The sequence below is a fragment of the Idiomarina sp. HB genome, from assembly GCF_048059115.1.
Lineage (GTDB): Bacteria > Pseudomonadota > Gammaproteobacteria > Enterobacterales > Alteromonadaceae > Idiomarina > Idiomarina abyssalis.
Genome location: NZ_JAYLVU010000002.1, coordinates 203,982 through 219,300, shown reverse-complemented (window position 1 = coordinate 219,300; position 15,319 = coordinate 203,982). Strand labels below are relative to the sequence as shown.

The window sequence follows — 15,319 nt, the reverse complement described above, 5'->3', positions numbered from 1 at the left end:
AATTATTCTCCTGTTTGAAACTCGCAGTTCAATAACTGCTGTGTCCGTAAGTCATAGAATCGTTGGTTGGTCGTTGGACTTTCCAAGCCGCCCCGGGCAGCTATCCACGGTCCGGTTTTTAGATAAGTCAGTTGTTCACGAAGCGCTAGTGAGACGTTTTCATAGCCGGTATACAGACAAGTCTCCAGCCCTTCATTTTTTATTTGCTTTAATAGTTTCAGTAGTGCCGTTGGCTGCCACTCGCCCCCCAAAAATAAAACGCAGCTAATTAATCCGCGATATTTTTGCAACTGCTGCTGAAGGTGCTCCTCCGTCAGCGGCTCCCCACTTCCGACCGGCCAGCTATCCACACTATGGCAACCTTTGCACCCAACCGGGCAGCCGGTAATGGTGTAAGCTAACGCCACTTCTCCCGGAACTTCCTGCCAGACAATCTGTTCCGCGCTGTAATGCAGTCTTGTGGGGTAAACCGGCATAAAACACCATATATCGTTAGTTATTTAAAATTTAACACTACATATTGTGTTTCTAGCATAGGAGAGTCTGATGCGAATGCATTGATCCTGCTCAAGGTTTAAGCAGAAAGGAATAAAGCTGCCAACTCGCCTGAAGAGATACCTCTTTTAGGGTAGAAATGACCTTTAGGGTACTTTTAACCACGCCAGTTAAAACAACCTAATAAAACTCAGTCATAAAAACCCTATTTAAAATAAAAACTATAATAATCAACACTTTAAAAAGTGGCCTCAATATTGCAATTAGGTAAACGCATAGTGAATTAATCAAAATTCTCTGTTCATAAACCTATGGAGTAACAACATGAAGCTGTTCAGCATCAAGGAGGTCAATAATGGCCGGGTATCGTAAGCTTTGGTGGACATTAATTGCAGTTCTTGCAATTACCTTTGGCGTTTTAGGGTATTTTGGAACGGAAGTTTACCGGGAGGCTCCGCCTATTCCGGATAAGTTCATGAGTACCAATGGTAACGTCGTTGCAACCGAGGAATCGGTTTTAGACGGGCAGACAGCCTGGCAGTCGGTTGGCGGCATGCAGCTTGGCTCAATTTGGGGACATGGTGCTTACCAGGCTCCGGACTGGACAGCTGACTGGCTACACCGTGAGTTGCTGGCCTGGTTAGACATTCGTGCCCACGAAGTCTTCGATAAGCCTTATGAACAGCTTACTGGTGTACAACAGAACCAACTTGAGTACGAACTTAAGGAAGAGTATCGCACCAACACCTACGATAAAGCCTCAGACACCGTTACTCTTAGTGAGCGACGCATTCAGGCTATTGAGCAAACGGGTGAGTACTACTCAAAACTGTTCAGCGATGACCCGGAGCTTCGCCCTACTCGCGTAAGCTATGCAATGAAGGAAAACACTCTGCCTTCAGCTGAGCGTCGTGCAGTAATGAACGACTTTTTCTTCTGGACCGCATGGGCAGCTGCTACTGAACGTCCAGGTGCAGACATCACCTATACCAACAACTGGCCACATGAAACCTTGATAGATAACGTGCCTAGCGCAGAAAACATTATCTGGTCCATTGTCAGTGTTATCCTATTGATCGCCGGTATTGGTTTCTTAATTTGGGCGTGGGCATTCTTACGCGACAAAGAAGAAGAGGAACTGGTTGCGCCAGAGCATGATCCTATTGCTAAGGTTAAGCTGACTCCATCGCAAAAAGCTTTGGGCAAATATTTGTTTATCGTTGTTGCTCTGTTCACTTTCCAGGTGTTAATGGGTGGTCTAACCGCGCACTACACAGTAGAAGGGCAAGAGTTCTACGGTATTAATATTTCAGAGTGGTTCCCCTACTCACTAACTCGTACCTGGCATATTCAGGCCGCCATGTTCTGGATAGCGACCGGGTTCTTGTCTGCAGGACTCTTCCTTGCCCCGATTATTAACGGTGGTAAAGATCCTAAGTATCAGAAACTGGGTGTCGACATCCTGTTCTGGGCACTGGTCCTGGTTGTCGCGGGTACCTTTATCGGTAACTGGTTAGCCATTGCGCAAATCATGCCTGAACACCTGAACTTCTGGTTAGGTCACCAGGGCTATGAGTACGTCGATTTAGGTCGCTTATGGCAAATTGGTAAGTTCCTGGGTATCGTCTTCTGGTTAGTACTGATGATGCGCTGTGTTGTTGGTGCCTTCAAAGAGAAAGGCGACAAGAACTTACTGGCACTCTTCACCGCCTCAGTCGTTGCCATTGGCCTGTTCTACGGTGCCGGCTTCTTCTACGGCGAGCGTACTCACATTTCTATCATGGAATACTGGCGCTGGTGGATTGTTCACCTGTGGGTAGAAGGCTTCTTCGAAGTATTTGCCACTGCCTCACTGGCGTTCATTTTCCACAGCATGGGTTTGGTTTCCCGCCGTATGGCAACCGTTGCAGCACTGGCCTCAGCGTCATTGTTTATGCTGGGCGGTGTCCCGGGTACCTTCCACCACTTGTACTTCTCAGGCACAACCACACCGGTTATGGCCGTGGGCGCTACTTTCTCAGCGTTAGAAGTGGTACCGCTAATTGTGCTGGGCTATGAAGCCTGGGAAAACTACAGCCTGCAAAAACGTGCTGACTGGATGCAACGCCTTAAATGGCCACTACTGTGCTTCGTTGCCGTTGCGTTCTGGAATATGTTAGGCGCCGGCGTATTAGGCTTCATGATCAACCCGCCTATCTCGCTGTACTATGTACAAGGTCTGAACACTACGCCTACTCACGCACACGCAGCACTATTCGGTGTGTACGGATTCCTGGCACTGGGCTTTGTATTGCTGATACTGCGCTACATTCGTCCGAACCTGCAGTTCGACGAGAAACTGATGAAAATGGCCTTCTGGACAATGAACATTGGCTTAGTGCTAATGCTCTTCACCAGCTTGCTGCCAGTCGGTTTCATTCAGTTCTACGCCGCTGCGACTGAAGGTTTATGGTACGCACGTAGTGAAGCCTTCATGCAACAGCCTCTGCTTCAGAACCTACGTTGGTTCCGTACCGTCGGCGATATGGTCTTCATCGTCGGTGCACTAGGCATCAGCTGGCAAGTTGTAAAAGGCTTAAAGCATAAATCTGCTTAACCCTTAATAAACCAGGCTTCTACAACTTTGTGGAAGCCTGGTTTTTCTTTTTGGACGAGTTAATCGGAGGATATATGAGCCGCAAACCCGATACCAAAACCGCGATGTATCAGCTGCTGGATGTTATTCGCGAACACATTCCTTTTGGCTTAAAAGAAGCGGATATGTGCCAGGGTATTTGTCGTGGCTGTTCTAAGAAAATGATGGAAATGCTGGATGCTGAGGTCAGCCAATGGCAGGCCGACCTGGATAATGAGTTGGCAGAACCAACGTTAGCGGACCTGGTTTTTATGGAAAAATTGGCACGCCGCACTGAAAAGATTCTACGGCGCAATAAATTAATGAGCTAATCCAGCTTATACACTTGCTCGGTAACCGGGTTGTCGTCCGCTTCTTTCCCGTTAACCGTGGTTTCAGCTGACTCCAGTTGATCAATGCTAAAACGCTGACCATAACCCACTTCGACTTCTCCTTCCAATACCGAAAACGGCGGCCCTTCACGGTACCCATTCGGGTACTGCAACGTAATCAGTAAACCTTTTGCCTGCTCGGGTAATTGCTCGCATAGCTGTTGAACGTAGCGTTGACGCATTTCAGGTGGTAGCGCAATCATGGCGGCGCGATCGTACCAGGCATCAATATCGGCCAGGTCACTTTTAACCAGCTTAAAGAAATCGCCAACCCATATAACCAGCTCATCCAGAGCATACTCTTTAAAGTCACCACGCTGGGTTATTTTGGGCTTTAATTGGTTCTCTTCGAAAAACTGCCTGGCTGCCAGCTCACTCAGCTCTACCCCAAAAACACGGTAGCCTTTTTCCAGCAGCCACAACATGTCATTTGATTTACCACACAAAGGCACAAACACTTTTGCTCCGGGCTTTACCACACCAGAAAAGTACTTCAGCAATAGCTCATGTGTGTGCGGCTGATGAAAACCAATTTGCTGATTTTCCCAACGCTCATGCCAGAAGGCAGATTCCATAACTTGACTCCAAAAATAAAAAAGGCACCCCTTTGGGTGCCTATCCTAGCAGAAATAGGACGAGTTACTGCAGTAACGGTGAACCGGTATCAACAAAATCGAACCCTTTGATATCAGCTTCATTCGCCAATGCCTGTATGTATTGAGAAACCGCTTTACGGTGCACTTTCTCTTCCAGATATTCCGCAATTTTGTCTTTAACCGCCTCGTACGGTAACGGCTTACCATCAATTTTATGGTCAACAGACACCACATGAAACCCATAACGAGTTTCTACCGGGTATTTCATTAGCCCTTCTTCAGCGGTGAACAACTGACGTTCAAACTCAGGAACGGTTTGCCCCTTACTCAACTGTCCCAGGTTCCCGTCGGTCTCCTTTGACGGACACGAGGAATACTGGCGTGCAAGCTGACTAAAGTCGTCGCCTTCCTGCAACTGCTGAATAAGCTGCTCCGACATACGCTTTGCATTCACCCGCTCAAGATCATCATCCGGCGCTGCCGCTAACAAAATATGGCGAGCCTCAACAATCGGCGACGTTTTAAAGCGTTCCGGGTTTTGCTCAAAGTACTGTTTGCAAGCTTGCTCGTCCGCTTTCGGGCGAGCTACTTCACGTTCAATCAGAATTTCAATGAAGTCATCTTCGCCGCCCTGCGCGGTGTCATCCAGTACCTCAATGCCTAAATCTTTTGCCCTTTGTTTGAACAGCTCACCGATTACCAGTGCTTCCGCTGCCATACTCATGGCTTCTTCCTGCGTGTCAGCGGGGTGATACTGCATTTCAGCCAGTATCTCCTTTTCCGCAATTTCCACTTGATTCACTTGTATCATAACAACCTTCCCTGAGAGGGGTGCCCCTCTCGATAACTCTACAACTAGCGAGCGAATTTTTTACGGACAACCTGGTGCTGACGAGTAAGATACTGAACAGGCGCGCTGAACATATGCACGAGTCGGGTAAATGGAAAGACTAAGAAAATGGTCATTCCGAGGAATACATGCAGTTTAAATACCCACTCAATTTGAGGGTTGCTGATAGCCGCTACTGCCTCTACCGGGTCAAGCGTCACAATGTTCTGTGCCCAGGTCATCAGCATCAGCATAACGCCCGCCTTCTCCCCTTCTGCACCATGCACCACATGGTTTACCGAGTAATAAATTGAAATTAACCCTAAAACTAATTGTGCTAACAATAGCCACAGCAATAGTATGTCCATTCTGGTGCTGGTAGCCCGCACACGAACGTTGTTCATGCGGCGGTTAATGAGAATAGCCAACCCATATAAACAAATTAAGCCGAAGATACCGCCGGCAATAATTGCCAGCCACTGTTTCGCCTCATTACTCACACCCAGTATGTGCCAAACAGGCTTTGGCATTAGCAATCCCACCAGGTGACCAAAGAAGATCCCCAGAATACCAACGTGAAACGGCAAACTACCTTTGCGCAGTTGCTTACTTTCCAGCATCTGACTGGACGCCGTTTTCCAGGTGTATGGCTCACGGTCATAACGGATCCAGGCTCCGATGAAAAAGACAGCCAAGGCAATAAAAGGGTATACGCCGAAGGCCAACATATTTAGATAGCTCATGGTAATCTCCTTAAATACCCGACACTTTACGCGGCTGTGATAAATCGTCGGTGTTCAATGGCACGTACTGATCCCGACGCTGACCTTCCGAAGGCCGGTTCTGCGCCGTTGGACAACCCTGCATTTGGTCATTGCCGGCAAAGGTCACCGCTTCTTCTTCCCACACTTTGTCCAGTTCTTTGCTGGTGTCATCGCGCTTCTCATTAGCAATTTGCTGACGCACATCGTCAAGGTCAATCTGTACACCAGAGATACTCAACAGTGTCTGGAATAAAAGTGAGTAGTTACTGCCGCGTTGTTCAAGCCTTGCTGTAAGCAGTGCCAGAATATGCGCAACTTCTTCTAAGCCCAGGCGGGCATTTTCATCGCCCTGGGTGGACAAGAATTCCAGATACAGCGGAATGTAATCCGGCAGTTCTTTCACACCTAAATCAAGACCAGCAGTTTTATATTGGTTCATTAAATCAACCATCGCCTGGCCACGGTCACGCGACTCTCCATGTACGTGCTCGAACAACAGTAGTGACAAAGCACGGCCACGCTCAAACAGCCCGTCGTACTCCGACTGCCAGTCCATCAACGACATGTTGGTGCGGTGCTCAATAAAGGCCTCCAGCGCTGCTTTATCGTCAGCACTTAAAGACGACTGCTGAATCATTTGCTCTAACTCCGCCCGAGCTTCTACAAGCTCGGGTTTGGGGTAATCCAGCAATAACGAAATAACTTGTAATACCTGCATGCTGATTACTCCTTCATGGTCACAGGAATGACTTGACGAACCGACTCTTTCTTAGCGCCGAACAGATTCACACCGTTGTTTCCGTCGCTACAGCCATTACCAAAGGTAAAGCCACAGCCGCCTTTAACGTCGTATGCGTTTTCAGCATAAGCGCGATGGCTGGTCGGAATAACGAAGCGGTCTTCATAATCCGCCAACGCCATGTAACGGTACATTTCCTCTACCTGATTCTTGGTCAGGCCAACCTGCTCCAGAACCGCTAAGTCTTCAACGCCGTCAACATGCTCTGAACGCTTGTACGAGCGCATGGCTATCATTCGCTCCAGTGCGCGAACAATGGGTTTCTCGTCACCGGCAGTCAGTAGGTTAGCCAGATAACGCAGCGGAATACGCAGCGATTTAAGATCCGGAATTTCACCGTCCATACCCACGTGGCCTGCTTCGACCGCGCTTTGAATTGGCGACAGCGGTGGCACATACCAAACCATTGGCAGCGTACGGTACTCAGGGTGCAGCGGCAGTGCTACTTTCCACTGCATTGCCATCATGTAAACCGGTGAGCGCTGTGCAGCCGTGATCCAGTTTTCAGCAATGCCTTCTTTACGCGCCGCTTCCTGAACTTCAGGGTCATGTGGGTCAAGGAAGATACCTAACTGTTCTTCGTACAGATCCTGCTCGTTTGGTGTATTTGCCGCTTCTTCAATGCGGTCCGCATCATAAAGCAACACACCTAAGTAACGGATACGACCCACACAAGTTTCTGAACATGTGGTTGGCTGACCGGCTTCAATGCGCGGATAGCAGAACGTACATTTTTCAGATTTACCGGTCTTCCAGTTGTAGTAAATTTTCTTGTACGGGCAACCCGATACACACATACGCCAGCCGCGACATTTGTCCTGGTCAATCAGAACAATGCCGTCTTCTTCACGCTTATAAATTGCGCCGGAAGGGCAAGCCGCCACACAGGCCGGGTTCAGACAGTGTTCACACAAGCGTGGCAAATACATCATGAAGGTCTTTTCAAACTGACCGTACATGTCTTTTTGCACCACGTCGTCGAAGTTCTTGTCTTTCTTACGTTTTTCGAATTCCGTACCCAGAATTTCTTCCCAGTTCGGACCCCACTCAACTTTCTGCATCCGCTTACCGGTAATCAGTGAGCGTGGACGCGCAGTTGGTTGGTGCTTGCTCGGCTTCGCCGTATGCAAGTGCTGGTAATCAAAGTCGAACGGCTCGTAGTAGTCGTCAATTTCAGGCAAATCCGGGTTACCAAAAATATTGGCAAGCACGCGGCGCTTACTACCAATTTTTAGTTCCAGGTTGCCCTTTTTATTGCGCGACCAACCGCCGTTCCATTTGTCCTGGTTTTCCCATTCTTTCGGGAAACCAATGCCTGGCTTGGTTTCTACGTTGTTAAACCAGGCATATTCAACCCCTTCACGCGAGGTCCATACGTTTTTGCAGGTGATGGAGCAAGTATGACAGCCGATACACTTGTCCAAATTCAGCACCATGCCAATTTGAGCTCTTACTTTCATCGTGTTGTCCCCACTCCGAATTATTCAGTGTCCAGGAAGTCGACTTTGTCCATCTTGCGGACCACCACGAATTCATCGCGGTTACAGCCAACTGTCCCGTAATAGTTAAAGCCATAGGCTTGTTGTGCGTAGCCGCCGATCATATGAGTCGGCTTCATAACCACACGCGTTACTGAGTTATGGATACCACCACGGGTACCGGTTAACTCAGAGCCCGGCATGTTCAAAATACGTTCCTGAGCGTGATACATCATGCTCATACCTTCCGGTACTCGCTGTGACACCACCGCACGCGCACAAATCGCACCGTTGACGTTGAAAATGTCCAGCCAGTCGTTGTCTTCAATGCCGGCCGCTTTTGCGTCAACTTCGCTAAGCCAAACAATAGGTCCGCCACGCGACAGGGTCTGCATTAACAGGTTGTCGGAGTAGGTACTATGGATACCCCACTTCTGGTGCGGTGTGATCCAGTTCAGTACGATCTCTTTGTTACCGTTCTGACGTTTGTTCAGTACCGGCGCAACGGTTTTCAGGTTAATCGGCGGCTTGTAGGCACATAAGGTTTCGCCAAAGTCACGCATCCATTCATGGTCCTGATAGAACTGCTGACGACCGGTAATGGTGCGCCATGGAATCAGCTCATGAACGTTGGTGTAACCTGCGTTGTAAGACACGTGCTCATCTTCCAGACCTGACCAGGTTGGCGAAGAAATGATCTTACGCGGTTGCGCAACGATATCGCGGAAGCGGATTTTCTCTTCCTCTTTCGGCTTCGCCAAATGGGTATGCTCGCGACCCGTCAGTTTACCCAGCGCAGCCCAGGCTTTAACGGCAACATGACCGTTAGTTTCTGGTGCCAGTGACAAAATAACCTCACAGGCATCTATGGCTGACTCAATCTTAGGACGTCCTTTGTTAATGCCTTCTTCAACGTGCTTGCGGTTTAACTTACCGAGGAATTCAACCTCTTCCTTGGTATCCCAGTTGATACCCTTACCGCCGTTACCCAGCTCATCCATTAATGGACCAAGCGAAGTGAAGCGGTTGTAGGTATTCGGGTAGTCACGCTCAACCACGGTAATGTTCGGCATAGTCTTGCCCGGAATAGCTTCACACTCGCCTTTCCACCAGGCTTTACCACCGTATGGCTGCGCCAGCTCTCCGGGGGAGTCGTGCTGTAGTGGTACGGTAACCACGTCTTGTTCAACACCCAGGTGCCCTTCACTTGCACGGGAGAACTCTTTCGCTATACCTTTGAAGATATCCCAGTCACTGCGCGCTTCCCAAACCGGGTCGACGGCTGCGGTTAACGGGTGAATAAACGGATGCATATCCGAGGTATTCATATCATCTTTTTCATACCAGGTAGCGGTCGGCAAAACGATGTCTGAATACAGACAAGTTGTCGACATACGGAAATCCAGTGTGGTCAGCAGGTCAATTTTTCCTTCCGGCGCCTCATCAACCCATTCCACGTCTTCTGGTTTTTTACCGCCAAAGTCGCCCAGGTCTTTACCTAGCAGGCCATGCTTAGTACCCAACAGGTGCTTCAGCATGTATTCGTGACCTTTACCTGAGGAACCCAGCAGGTTCGAACGCCAGATGAACATATTGCGTGGGAAGTTTTTAGGGTCATCCGGCTGCTCACAGGCAAAGCGAATATCACCGCTTTTTAGCTGCTCAACCAAATACTCTTTAACATCCTTACCGGCAGCTTTAGCAGCTTCAACAACGCGCAATGGGTTCTGACCCAGCTGCGGTGCGGACGGTAACCAGCCCATACGCTCAGCACGGGTGTTGTAATCCAAAATCGTACTCTGCCATTTATCTTTGTTTGCCAACGGCGAGACAATTTCGCTCATATCCAGCTTTTCGTAGCGCCACTGGTCGGAATGGTTGTAGAAGAACGAAGTACCATTCATATGACGTGGCGGACGCTGCCAGTCCAGACCAAAGGCTAAAGGAGTCCAGCCAGTCTGCGGACGCAGTTTTTCCTGCCCAACGTAGTGGGCCCAGCCACCACCGGACTGACCAATACAGCCACACATCATCAGCATGTTGATCATGCCGCGATAACTCATGTCCATGTGGTACCAGTGGTTAACACCAGCGCCAACGATGATCATGGAACGACCTTTGGTCTTATCGGCATTACGACCAAACTCAGTTGCAACACGAATCACATCCGCAGGTTTTACGCCGGTAATGTGTTCCTGCCATGCAGGCGTGTAAGGCACATCGTCGTTGTAGTCTTTAGCACGGTTTTCATCGTTAACGCCGTTGTCGACGCCATACTGCGCAAGCATTAAGTCAAAAACGGTGGCCACATAAGCCGTTTCGCCGTTCGCTAATTCGACTTTCTTAGCCGGAACTTTGCGAATCTGAATTTCGTCGTGCTCAGTGTGCTGGAAGTACTCGTATTCGTGTGGAGCACTACCAAAGTAAGGGAAGCCTACCTCAACAATTTCGTCGTTGTTGTCTTTAAGCGACAGTTGCAGCTCGACATCGCCATCTTTATCTTTCTGTTCCAGGTTCCACTTACCGGATTGTCCCCAGCGATAACCAATAGAGCCGTTCGGGCTGGTCAGGCTGTTATTTTTTTCATTAATTGCAATGGTTTTCCAGTCTGGATTATTCTCTTCACCCAGATTGTCCACCAAATCGGCAGCGCGTAAGAAGCGGCCCTGGTTCAGTACTTTTTCACCTGGCTCCAGCATAACCAGCATTGGCATGTCGGTGTAACGAGTGACATAGTCGTGGAAGTACTGGCTTTGTTTGTTGACGTAGAATTCTTTCAGAATAACGTGGCCAAATGCCATAGCCAGAGCCGAGTCAGTACCCTGACGTGGCGCTAACCAGGTATCACCAAACTTAGAGGCTTCGGAGTAATCCGGAGTAATAACGCAGGTTTTCGTTCCTTTGTAACGCACCTCGGTAAAGAAGTGAGCGTCTGGTGTACGCGTTTGCGGTACGTTAGACCCCCAGGCAATGATGTAGTTGGAGTTATACCAGTCAGCTGACTCCGGCACGTCTGTTTGTTCACCCCATACCTGTGGTGATGACGGCGGCAAGTCACAGTACCAGTCGTAGAAGCTCAGGCAGTTTGCGCCAATTAATGACAAATAACGTGCGCCGGCAGCATAGGAAACCATCGACATTGCCGGAATGGGTGAAAAACCACTAATACGGTCTGGCCCATATTCCTTCGCGGTGTAAACGTTGGAAGCTGCGATAATTTCGTTTACTTCTTTCCAGTCTGCACGGATAAAGCCGCCCATACCGCGCGCTTCTTTATAGCTTTTCGCTTTTTTAGGATCAGTCACAATTGATTCCCAGGCTTTCACCGGGTCTTTATGCTGTTCCTTGGCTTCGCGCCACAGCGTCATTAACTGCTGGCGTACTTTAGGGTACTTCAGGCGGTTAGCGCTGTAGATATACCAGGAATAGCTGGCGCCCCTTGGGCAGCCACGCGGTTCATGGTTTGGTAAATCAGGACGTGTCCGAGGGTAATCGGTCTGCTGGGTTTCCCAGGTAACCAGTCCATCTTTAACGTAAATTTTCCAGCTGCAGGAACCGGTACAGTTCACACCGTGCGTTGAACGCACGACTTTATCGTGCTGCCAGCGCTGGCGATACCCTTTTTCCCACGTTCTGTCTTCATCGGTAGTAACACCATGTCCATCCGAAAATGGTTGCTTTTGCGTTTTAAAGAAACGCAGTTTTTCAAGCAGACGACTCATAATTAGACTCCCAGTCCACGTCTAACAGTAACTAAATAGATATGTGGGAGAAGTGTGCGTGATCCTGAGTCGACTTGCCAGTTCAAAAAATTAGCTAACTCATTGATATACATTAAAAACTACCACTAAGGTGGTACATGAGTTTAGCTTGCATAGACTGATTTTTAAGAAGTTTTCTCGTTCTAATTGAGAGTGATTATTAATTAGCCCTAAAGGTGGTAAAAAAGAGGTAGCCCAAAGTTATCGGTTGTTGTCTCCCCCTTTGGAAATGCTATATCATGTAGCTGAATTTTTACTCTGAATGTGGCCCGGAATGATACGCAACGCATCTATTATTAACGTTTTTAGAATTTCGCTTGCGCTTATCGTGATCGTGGCCAGCGCCTCCTCTTTATCGGCATTTTGGCTTTTAGAGAAGTCCGAACAAGATGCTGAGCTTATCAACGTAGCCGGCTCGCACCGCATGAAAGCCTATAAGTTTGCGTTTCAGTTATCTAACGGTGAAACCCAGCAGGCAAATCAAACAGCTCAGGACATTGGAACCTTGTGGGAAAAGCCTCTGCTTAATCGCCATTTCGTTAAGGCTGGTGGCAGCATTCAACAGTTGGCCGAGGAAGCCCGGACAGAGTGGGAGCGTGTTCAAACGGGTATTGCCGAACAGGGCTTCGTCAGTTTCTCTCAAGAGCAAAATGAAGCCATCGATAACTACGTTAACCAACTGGATACTCTGGTAGGCCAACTGCAGGAACATTCAGAACAGCGCATGGAGACGGTCCGCAGCGCTCTGGCCCTGGCATCCTTTGTCATTGTCGCTATCTTTTTCTTCCTGCTGACCGTGCTAAAACGCAAAATTGATCAGCCGCTCATGCATTTACTGTCGGTCTCTAAGCGGTTAGGCCAAGGCGACTTCACCGCTAAATCTAAGCTCAATAACGAAGATGAAATTGGTCAGCTTTCACGCACCATGAATAAAATGTCAGAAACCGTCAGTTATTTTTACGGCGGTCTTGAGCGCCGGGTGGAACAACAAACCCAGGAACTGTCGCGTAAGAACAAAGTTTTATCCTTTCTGTACGATACCGCCCGCTCCATTATTGTTCACAGCTACGACTACAACAATTATCAGCAAGTTGTAGAAAAGCTCTATGAAGTTGGCGAAGTGGAAGACATAGAACTTTGCCTTTTAACCGAGGAAGGCAGCCGCCCATTCCTACAGTTACAACCTCGCCCGAATTCACATGACCCTTGTGATGCCGGCGATTGTGCTACCTGTATTAAGGCGGGACCAGGCGCATCGGTTATGCAGGACAAACTTGTTTATCGTTTTGTTTTAAAAAGAGAAGATCAAGATTACGGTGTGCTCATTGTACGTTGCGAGCAAAACCAGCCGCTGGCTACCTGGCAGCAACAACTGATGAGTTCAACCGCCGATCAACTGGCCTTATCACAAAGCCTCAAATCCGAAGAAGAACAAGTACGCAGGCTGGCTCTGATGCACGAGCGTACCGTTATTGCCCGTGAATTGCATGACTCTCTGGCACAAGCGCTGTCCTACCTCAAAATACAGGTGACACGTTTGCACAAAGGCATTGAAAAGAACGACCGCGCAACTATTGACGATGTCAGTAGCGAACTTCGTGAAGGTTTAAATTCAGCCTATCGTCAACTGCGTGAACTACTGACTACCTTCCGCCTGAAAGTAGACGGTTCCGGCCTTTATAACGCACTGCAAACTACGGTTAAGCAATTAACTGAGCAAAGCGACATGGCCATTAATCTGGACTACCGTCTGAATAACATACCGCTGGCTCCGCATGAAGAAATTCATTTGCTGCAGATTATTCGTGAAGCCAGCCAAAACGCGGTCAACCACAGCCAGGGAACTCAGGTTCACATCAGCCTTTCGCAACCCGGCGGGCAGGATGTCGAACTCAGAATTACTGATGACGGTGTCGGTTTACCGGAAAATGCAGAGAAGGTTAACCATTATGGACTGGCCATTATGCAGGAGCGCAGCCGTAACTTAGGTGGTGAAATTAATATGTCGCGGCTTGCTGCAGGAGGCACAGAAGTGCTCTTTTCCTTTACCCCGGACTACCTGTTGCAATAACCGGTCTGCCTAGGGGTTATAGAACTGGCCGTGCCGGCGCAAGTAGATAAAACCGTTCAGCAGTAAACCAATCACGTAGAACACAATAAAATCGATGTAAACGGTATCGATGCTTTGAGATTTTAGCGCCCAGGCAAAGCGCAGTGGCAAATAGACCGCCCCCAACATTGCGATGGTACCCGCCCAAATTAATACCCTATGAGTGTAAGTTCCTGGAAACACCTTTCTCATAGTCACCACTACCGACCCGTTCCCTAAGGCACTGGTAAAAATTAGACCCAGCATACTGATAAAAAAGGGTTCAAAGTAAATCTCTGTTGGACCGTGCTGGGCAAAATACATATAACGCCCGGCTACCGCACCAAAAACCATCATTAACAATAAACTGATTTGTGTTACCAGAGCACCACCAAAAATTCCGGCCAACCAACGGCCAAAAGGACGGGCCAGTAAAGCCACAAAAGGACCCATCCAGACCAAAATTAACGTGCTGTAACCAAATACAAACTCAAGCAACAATGGCAACGCCATGGCAAAACCAATAAAACTGCCAAACGTCATGTTATAGAGAATACTGCAGTACCAGACATGACCGTTTTGGGTAAGGAGCTTTCGTATGGTTACCTTAGGCAACGACTGCTTTTTCGGAGCAAATAATGCAGCACCAACACTCACAATAGCGGTAAAGGTAAATAAAACAGCCCAGACACAACTGAAACTGTTTAACAGAATAGGCTCACCGGCATCAACACGCGCGAAAAAGTTCCCGCTACTGCGTTGCAGTACTAAAGAAGATTCCATTCCGTCAGGCTGCCAGGTTGCCAGTAGCGGTACCGCCAGCTGTGCCAGAAATAAAGAGAATATGGTCATTCCAATAACCACACTCATAGACAAAGGCAAACTCAAGGAGCCCTTAAACTGGCGGGTTAGATCAAATGCCGGCGCAAACATCGTGCAACCAATACCCGATAGCGCAGCTAATAATGCGAGCACAGGATAAGTAATGTGAGTTGCTGAAAACTGTACAAAACTGTCAATACTGACCAGCAACATAATGGTTGCAATAACAGCTGGCATCCAGCGCCCTAGCTGGTTAACAACCAAAGTACCTAATAGTCGTGACAAAGCGCCACTGGCGCCAGCTATAGCGACTAATGACATAAGCTGGCTGGAGGTTAAATTGGCATTGGATTTTGCCAACAGAACGACAATAACACTCCAGCTTGCCCAAAAGGTAACGCCAAGTAACAATACACTGAGCGTCAGCCAGCGCAAAACGGCATGAGAACCAAGGTTTCCCTGCACGTCGCTGAGTGTATTTGTCGCCGAAGCTTTATTCATATCGTCGCAATTATTCGTTTTATTTTATGACTAAAGACTTTGCTACTAAGGCCGGTTAGATACAACTCACATCAAGAGTTACTTTTAGGGTTATTATGGGGTAATGCTTTACCTAATTATGGGTAAAAACGTTATTCAAAAGTGTAAGTTCTGGCTATGTGCGGTGTATTTAAACACCA

At 48.3% G+C, this 15,319-nt stretch carries 11 protein-coding genes; 3 read left to right on the top strand and 8 right to left on the bottom strand.

Translation table 11 applies throughout. The features are described from left to right. Positions 1–2 precede the first annotated feature (2 nt). Entirely contained in the window at positions 3–476 is a 474-nt protein-coding gene (gene nrdG / locus VBY75_RS06795) for an anaerobic ribonucleoside-triphosphate reductase activating protein (RefSeq protein ID WP_199494022.1), read from the bottom strand. A 374-nt stretch (positions 477–850) separates the two neighbouring features. On the opposite strand from nrdG, the gene VBY75_RS06790 reads away from it, so the two are divergent. Then, positions 851–3,091, top strand: a complete 2,241-nt coding sequence (locus VBY75_RS06790; protein WP_222236249.1) for a nitric-oxide reductase large subunit — start codon at positions 851–853, stop codon at positions 3,089–3,091. A gap of 74 nt (positions 3,092–3,165) precedes the next feature. Further along, positions 3,166–3,441: a hypothetical protein gene (locus tag VBY75_RS06785; RefSeq protein WP_222236248.1), complete on the top strand. Its 276-nt coding sequence runs from the start codon at positions 3,166–3,168 to the stop codon at positions 3,439–3,441. Here VBY75_RS06785 and tmpT read toward each other — a convergent pair. From tmpT to VBY75_RS06755, 6 genes are all read right to left on the bottom strand, one after another. Next, entirely contained in the window at positions 3,438–4,076 is a 639-nt protein-coding gene (gene tmpT / locus VBY75_RS06780; RefSeq protein WP_222236246.1) for a thiopurine S-methyltransferase, read from the bottom strand. The genes VBY75_RS06785 and tmpT overlap by 4 nt on opposite strands. Before the next feature lie 64 nt (positions 4,077–4,140). After that, positions 4,141–4,908, bottom strand: a complete 768-nt coding sequence (locus VBY75_RS06775; protein ID WP_054488647.1) for a peptidylprolyl isomerase — start codon at positions 4,906–4,908, stop codon at positions 4,141–4,143. Positions 4,909–4,952: 44 nt separating this feature from the next. Beyond that, positions 4,953–5,669: a respiratory nitrate reductase subunit gamma gene (gene narI / locus VBY75_RS06770; protein WP_054488650.1), complete on the bottom strand. Its 717-nt coding sequence runs from the start codon at positions 5,667–5,669 to the stop codon at positions 4,953–4,955. A gap of 10 nt (positions 5,670–5,679) precedes the next feature. Next, positions 5,680–6,408, bottom strand: coding sequence for a nitrate reductase molybdenum cofactor assembly chaperone (gene narJ, locus VBY75_RS06765; protein ID WP_273024031.1), 729 nt, complete (start codon positions 6,406–6,408; stop codon positions 5,680–5,682). Positions 6,409–6,413: 5 nt separating this feature from the next. Continuing rightward, entirely contained in the window at positions 6,414–7,949 is a 1,536-nt protein-coding gene (gene narH, locus VBY75_RS06760) for a nitrate reductase subunit beta (protein WP_054488654.1), read from the bottom strand. 20 nt (positions 7,950–7,969) lie between these two features. After that, positions 7,970–11,689 carry a nitrate reductase subunit alpha gene (locus VBY75_RS06755; RefSeq protein ID WP_054488656.1) on the bottom strand — a complete coding sequence of 1,240 codons (3,720 nt, stop codon included), beginning with the start codon at positions 11,687–11,689 and terminating at the stop codon, positions 7,970–7,972. A gap of 313 nt (positions 11,690–12,002) precedes the next feature. Here VBY75_RS06755 and VBY75_RS06750 point away from each other — a divergent pair, with 313 nt between their 5' ends. Then, complete coding sequence (locus VBY75_RS06750; protein WP_416511693.1) at positions 12,003–13,799, top strand: ATP-binding protein; 1,797 nt, start codon at positions 12,003–12,005, stop codon at positions 13,797–13,799. 9 nt (positions 13,800–13,808) lie between these two features. Here VBY75_RS06750 and VBY75_RS06745 read toward each other — a convergent pair whose 3' ends face one another. Further along, on the bottom strand, positions 13,809–15,140 hold the full coding sequence (locus tag VBY75_RS06745; protein WP_416511691.1) for an MFS transporter: 1,332 nt from the start codon (positions 15,138–15,140) through the stop codon (positions 13,809–13,811). Between the last annotated feature and the right edge of the window lie 179 nt (positions 15,141–15,319).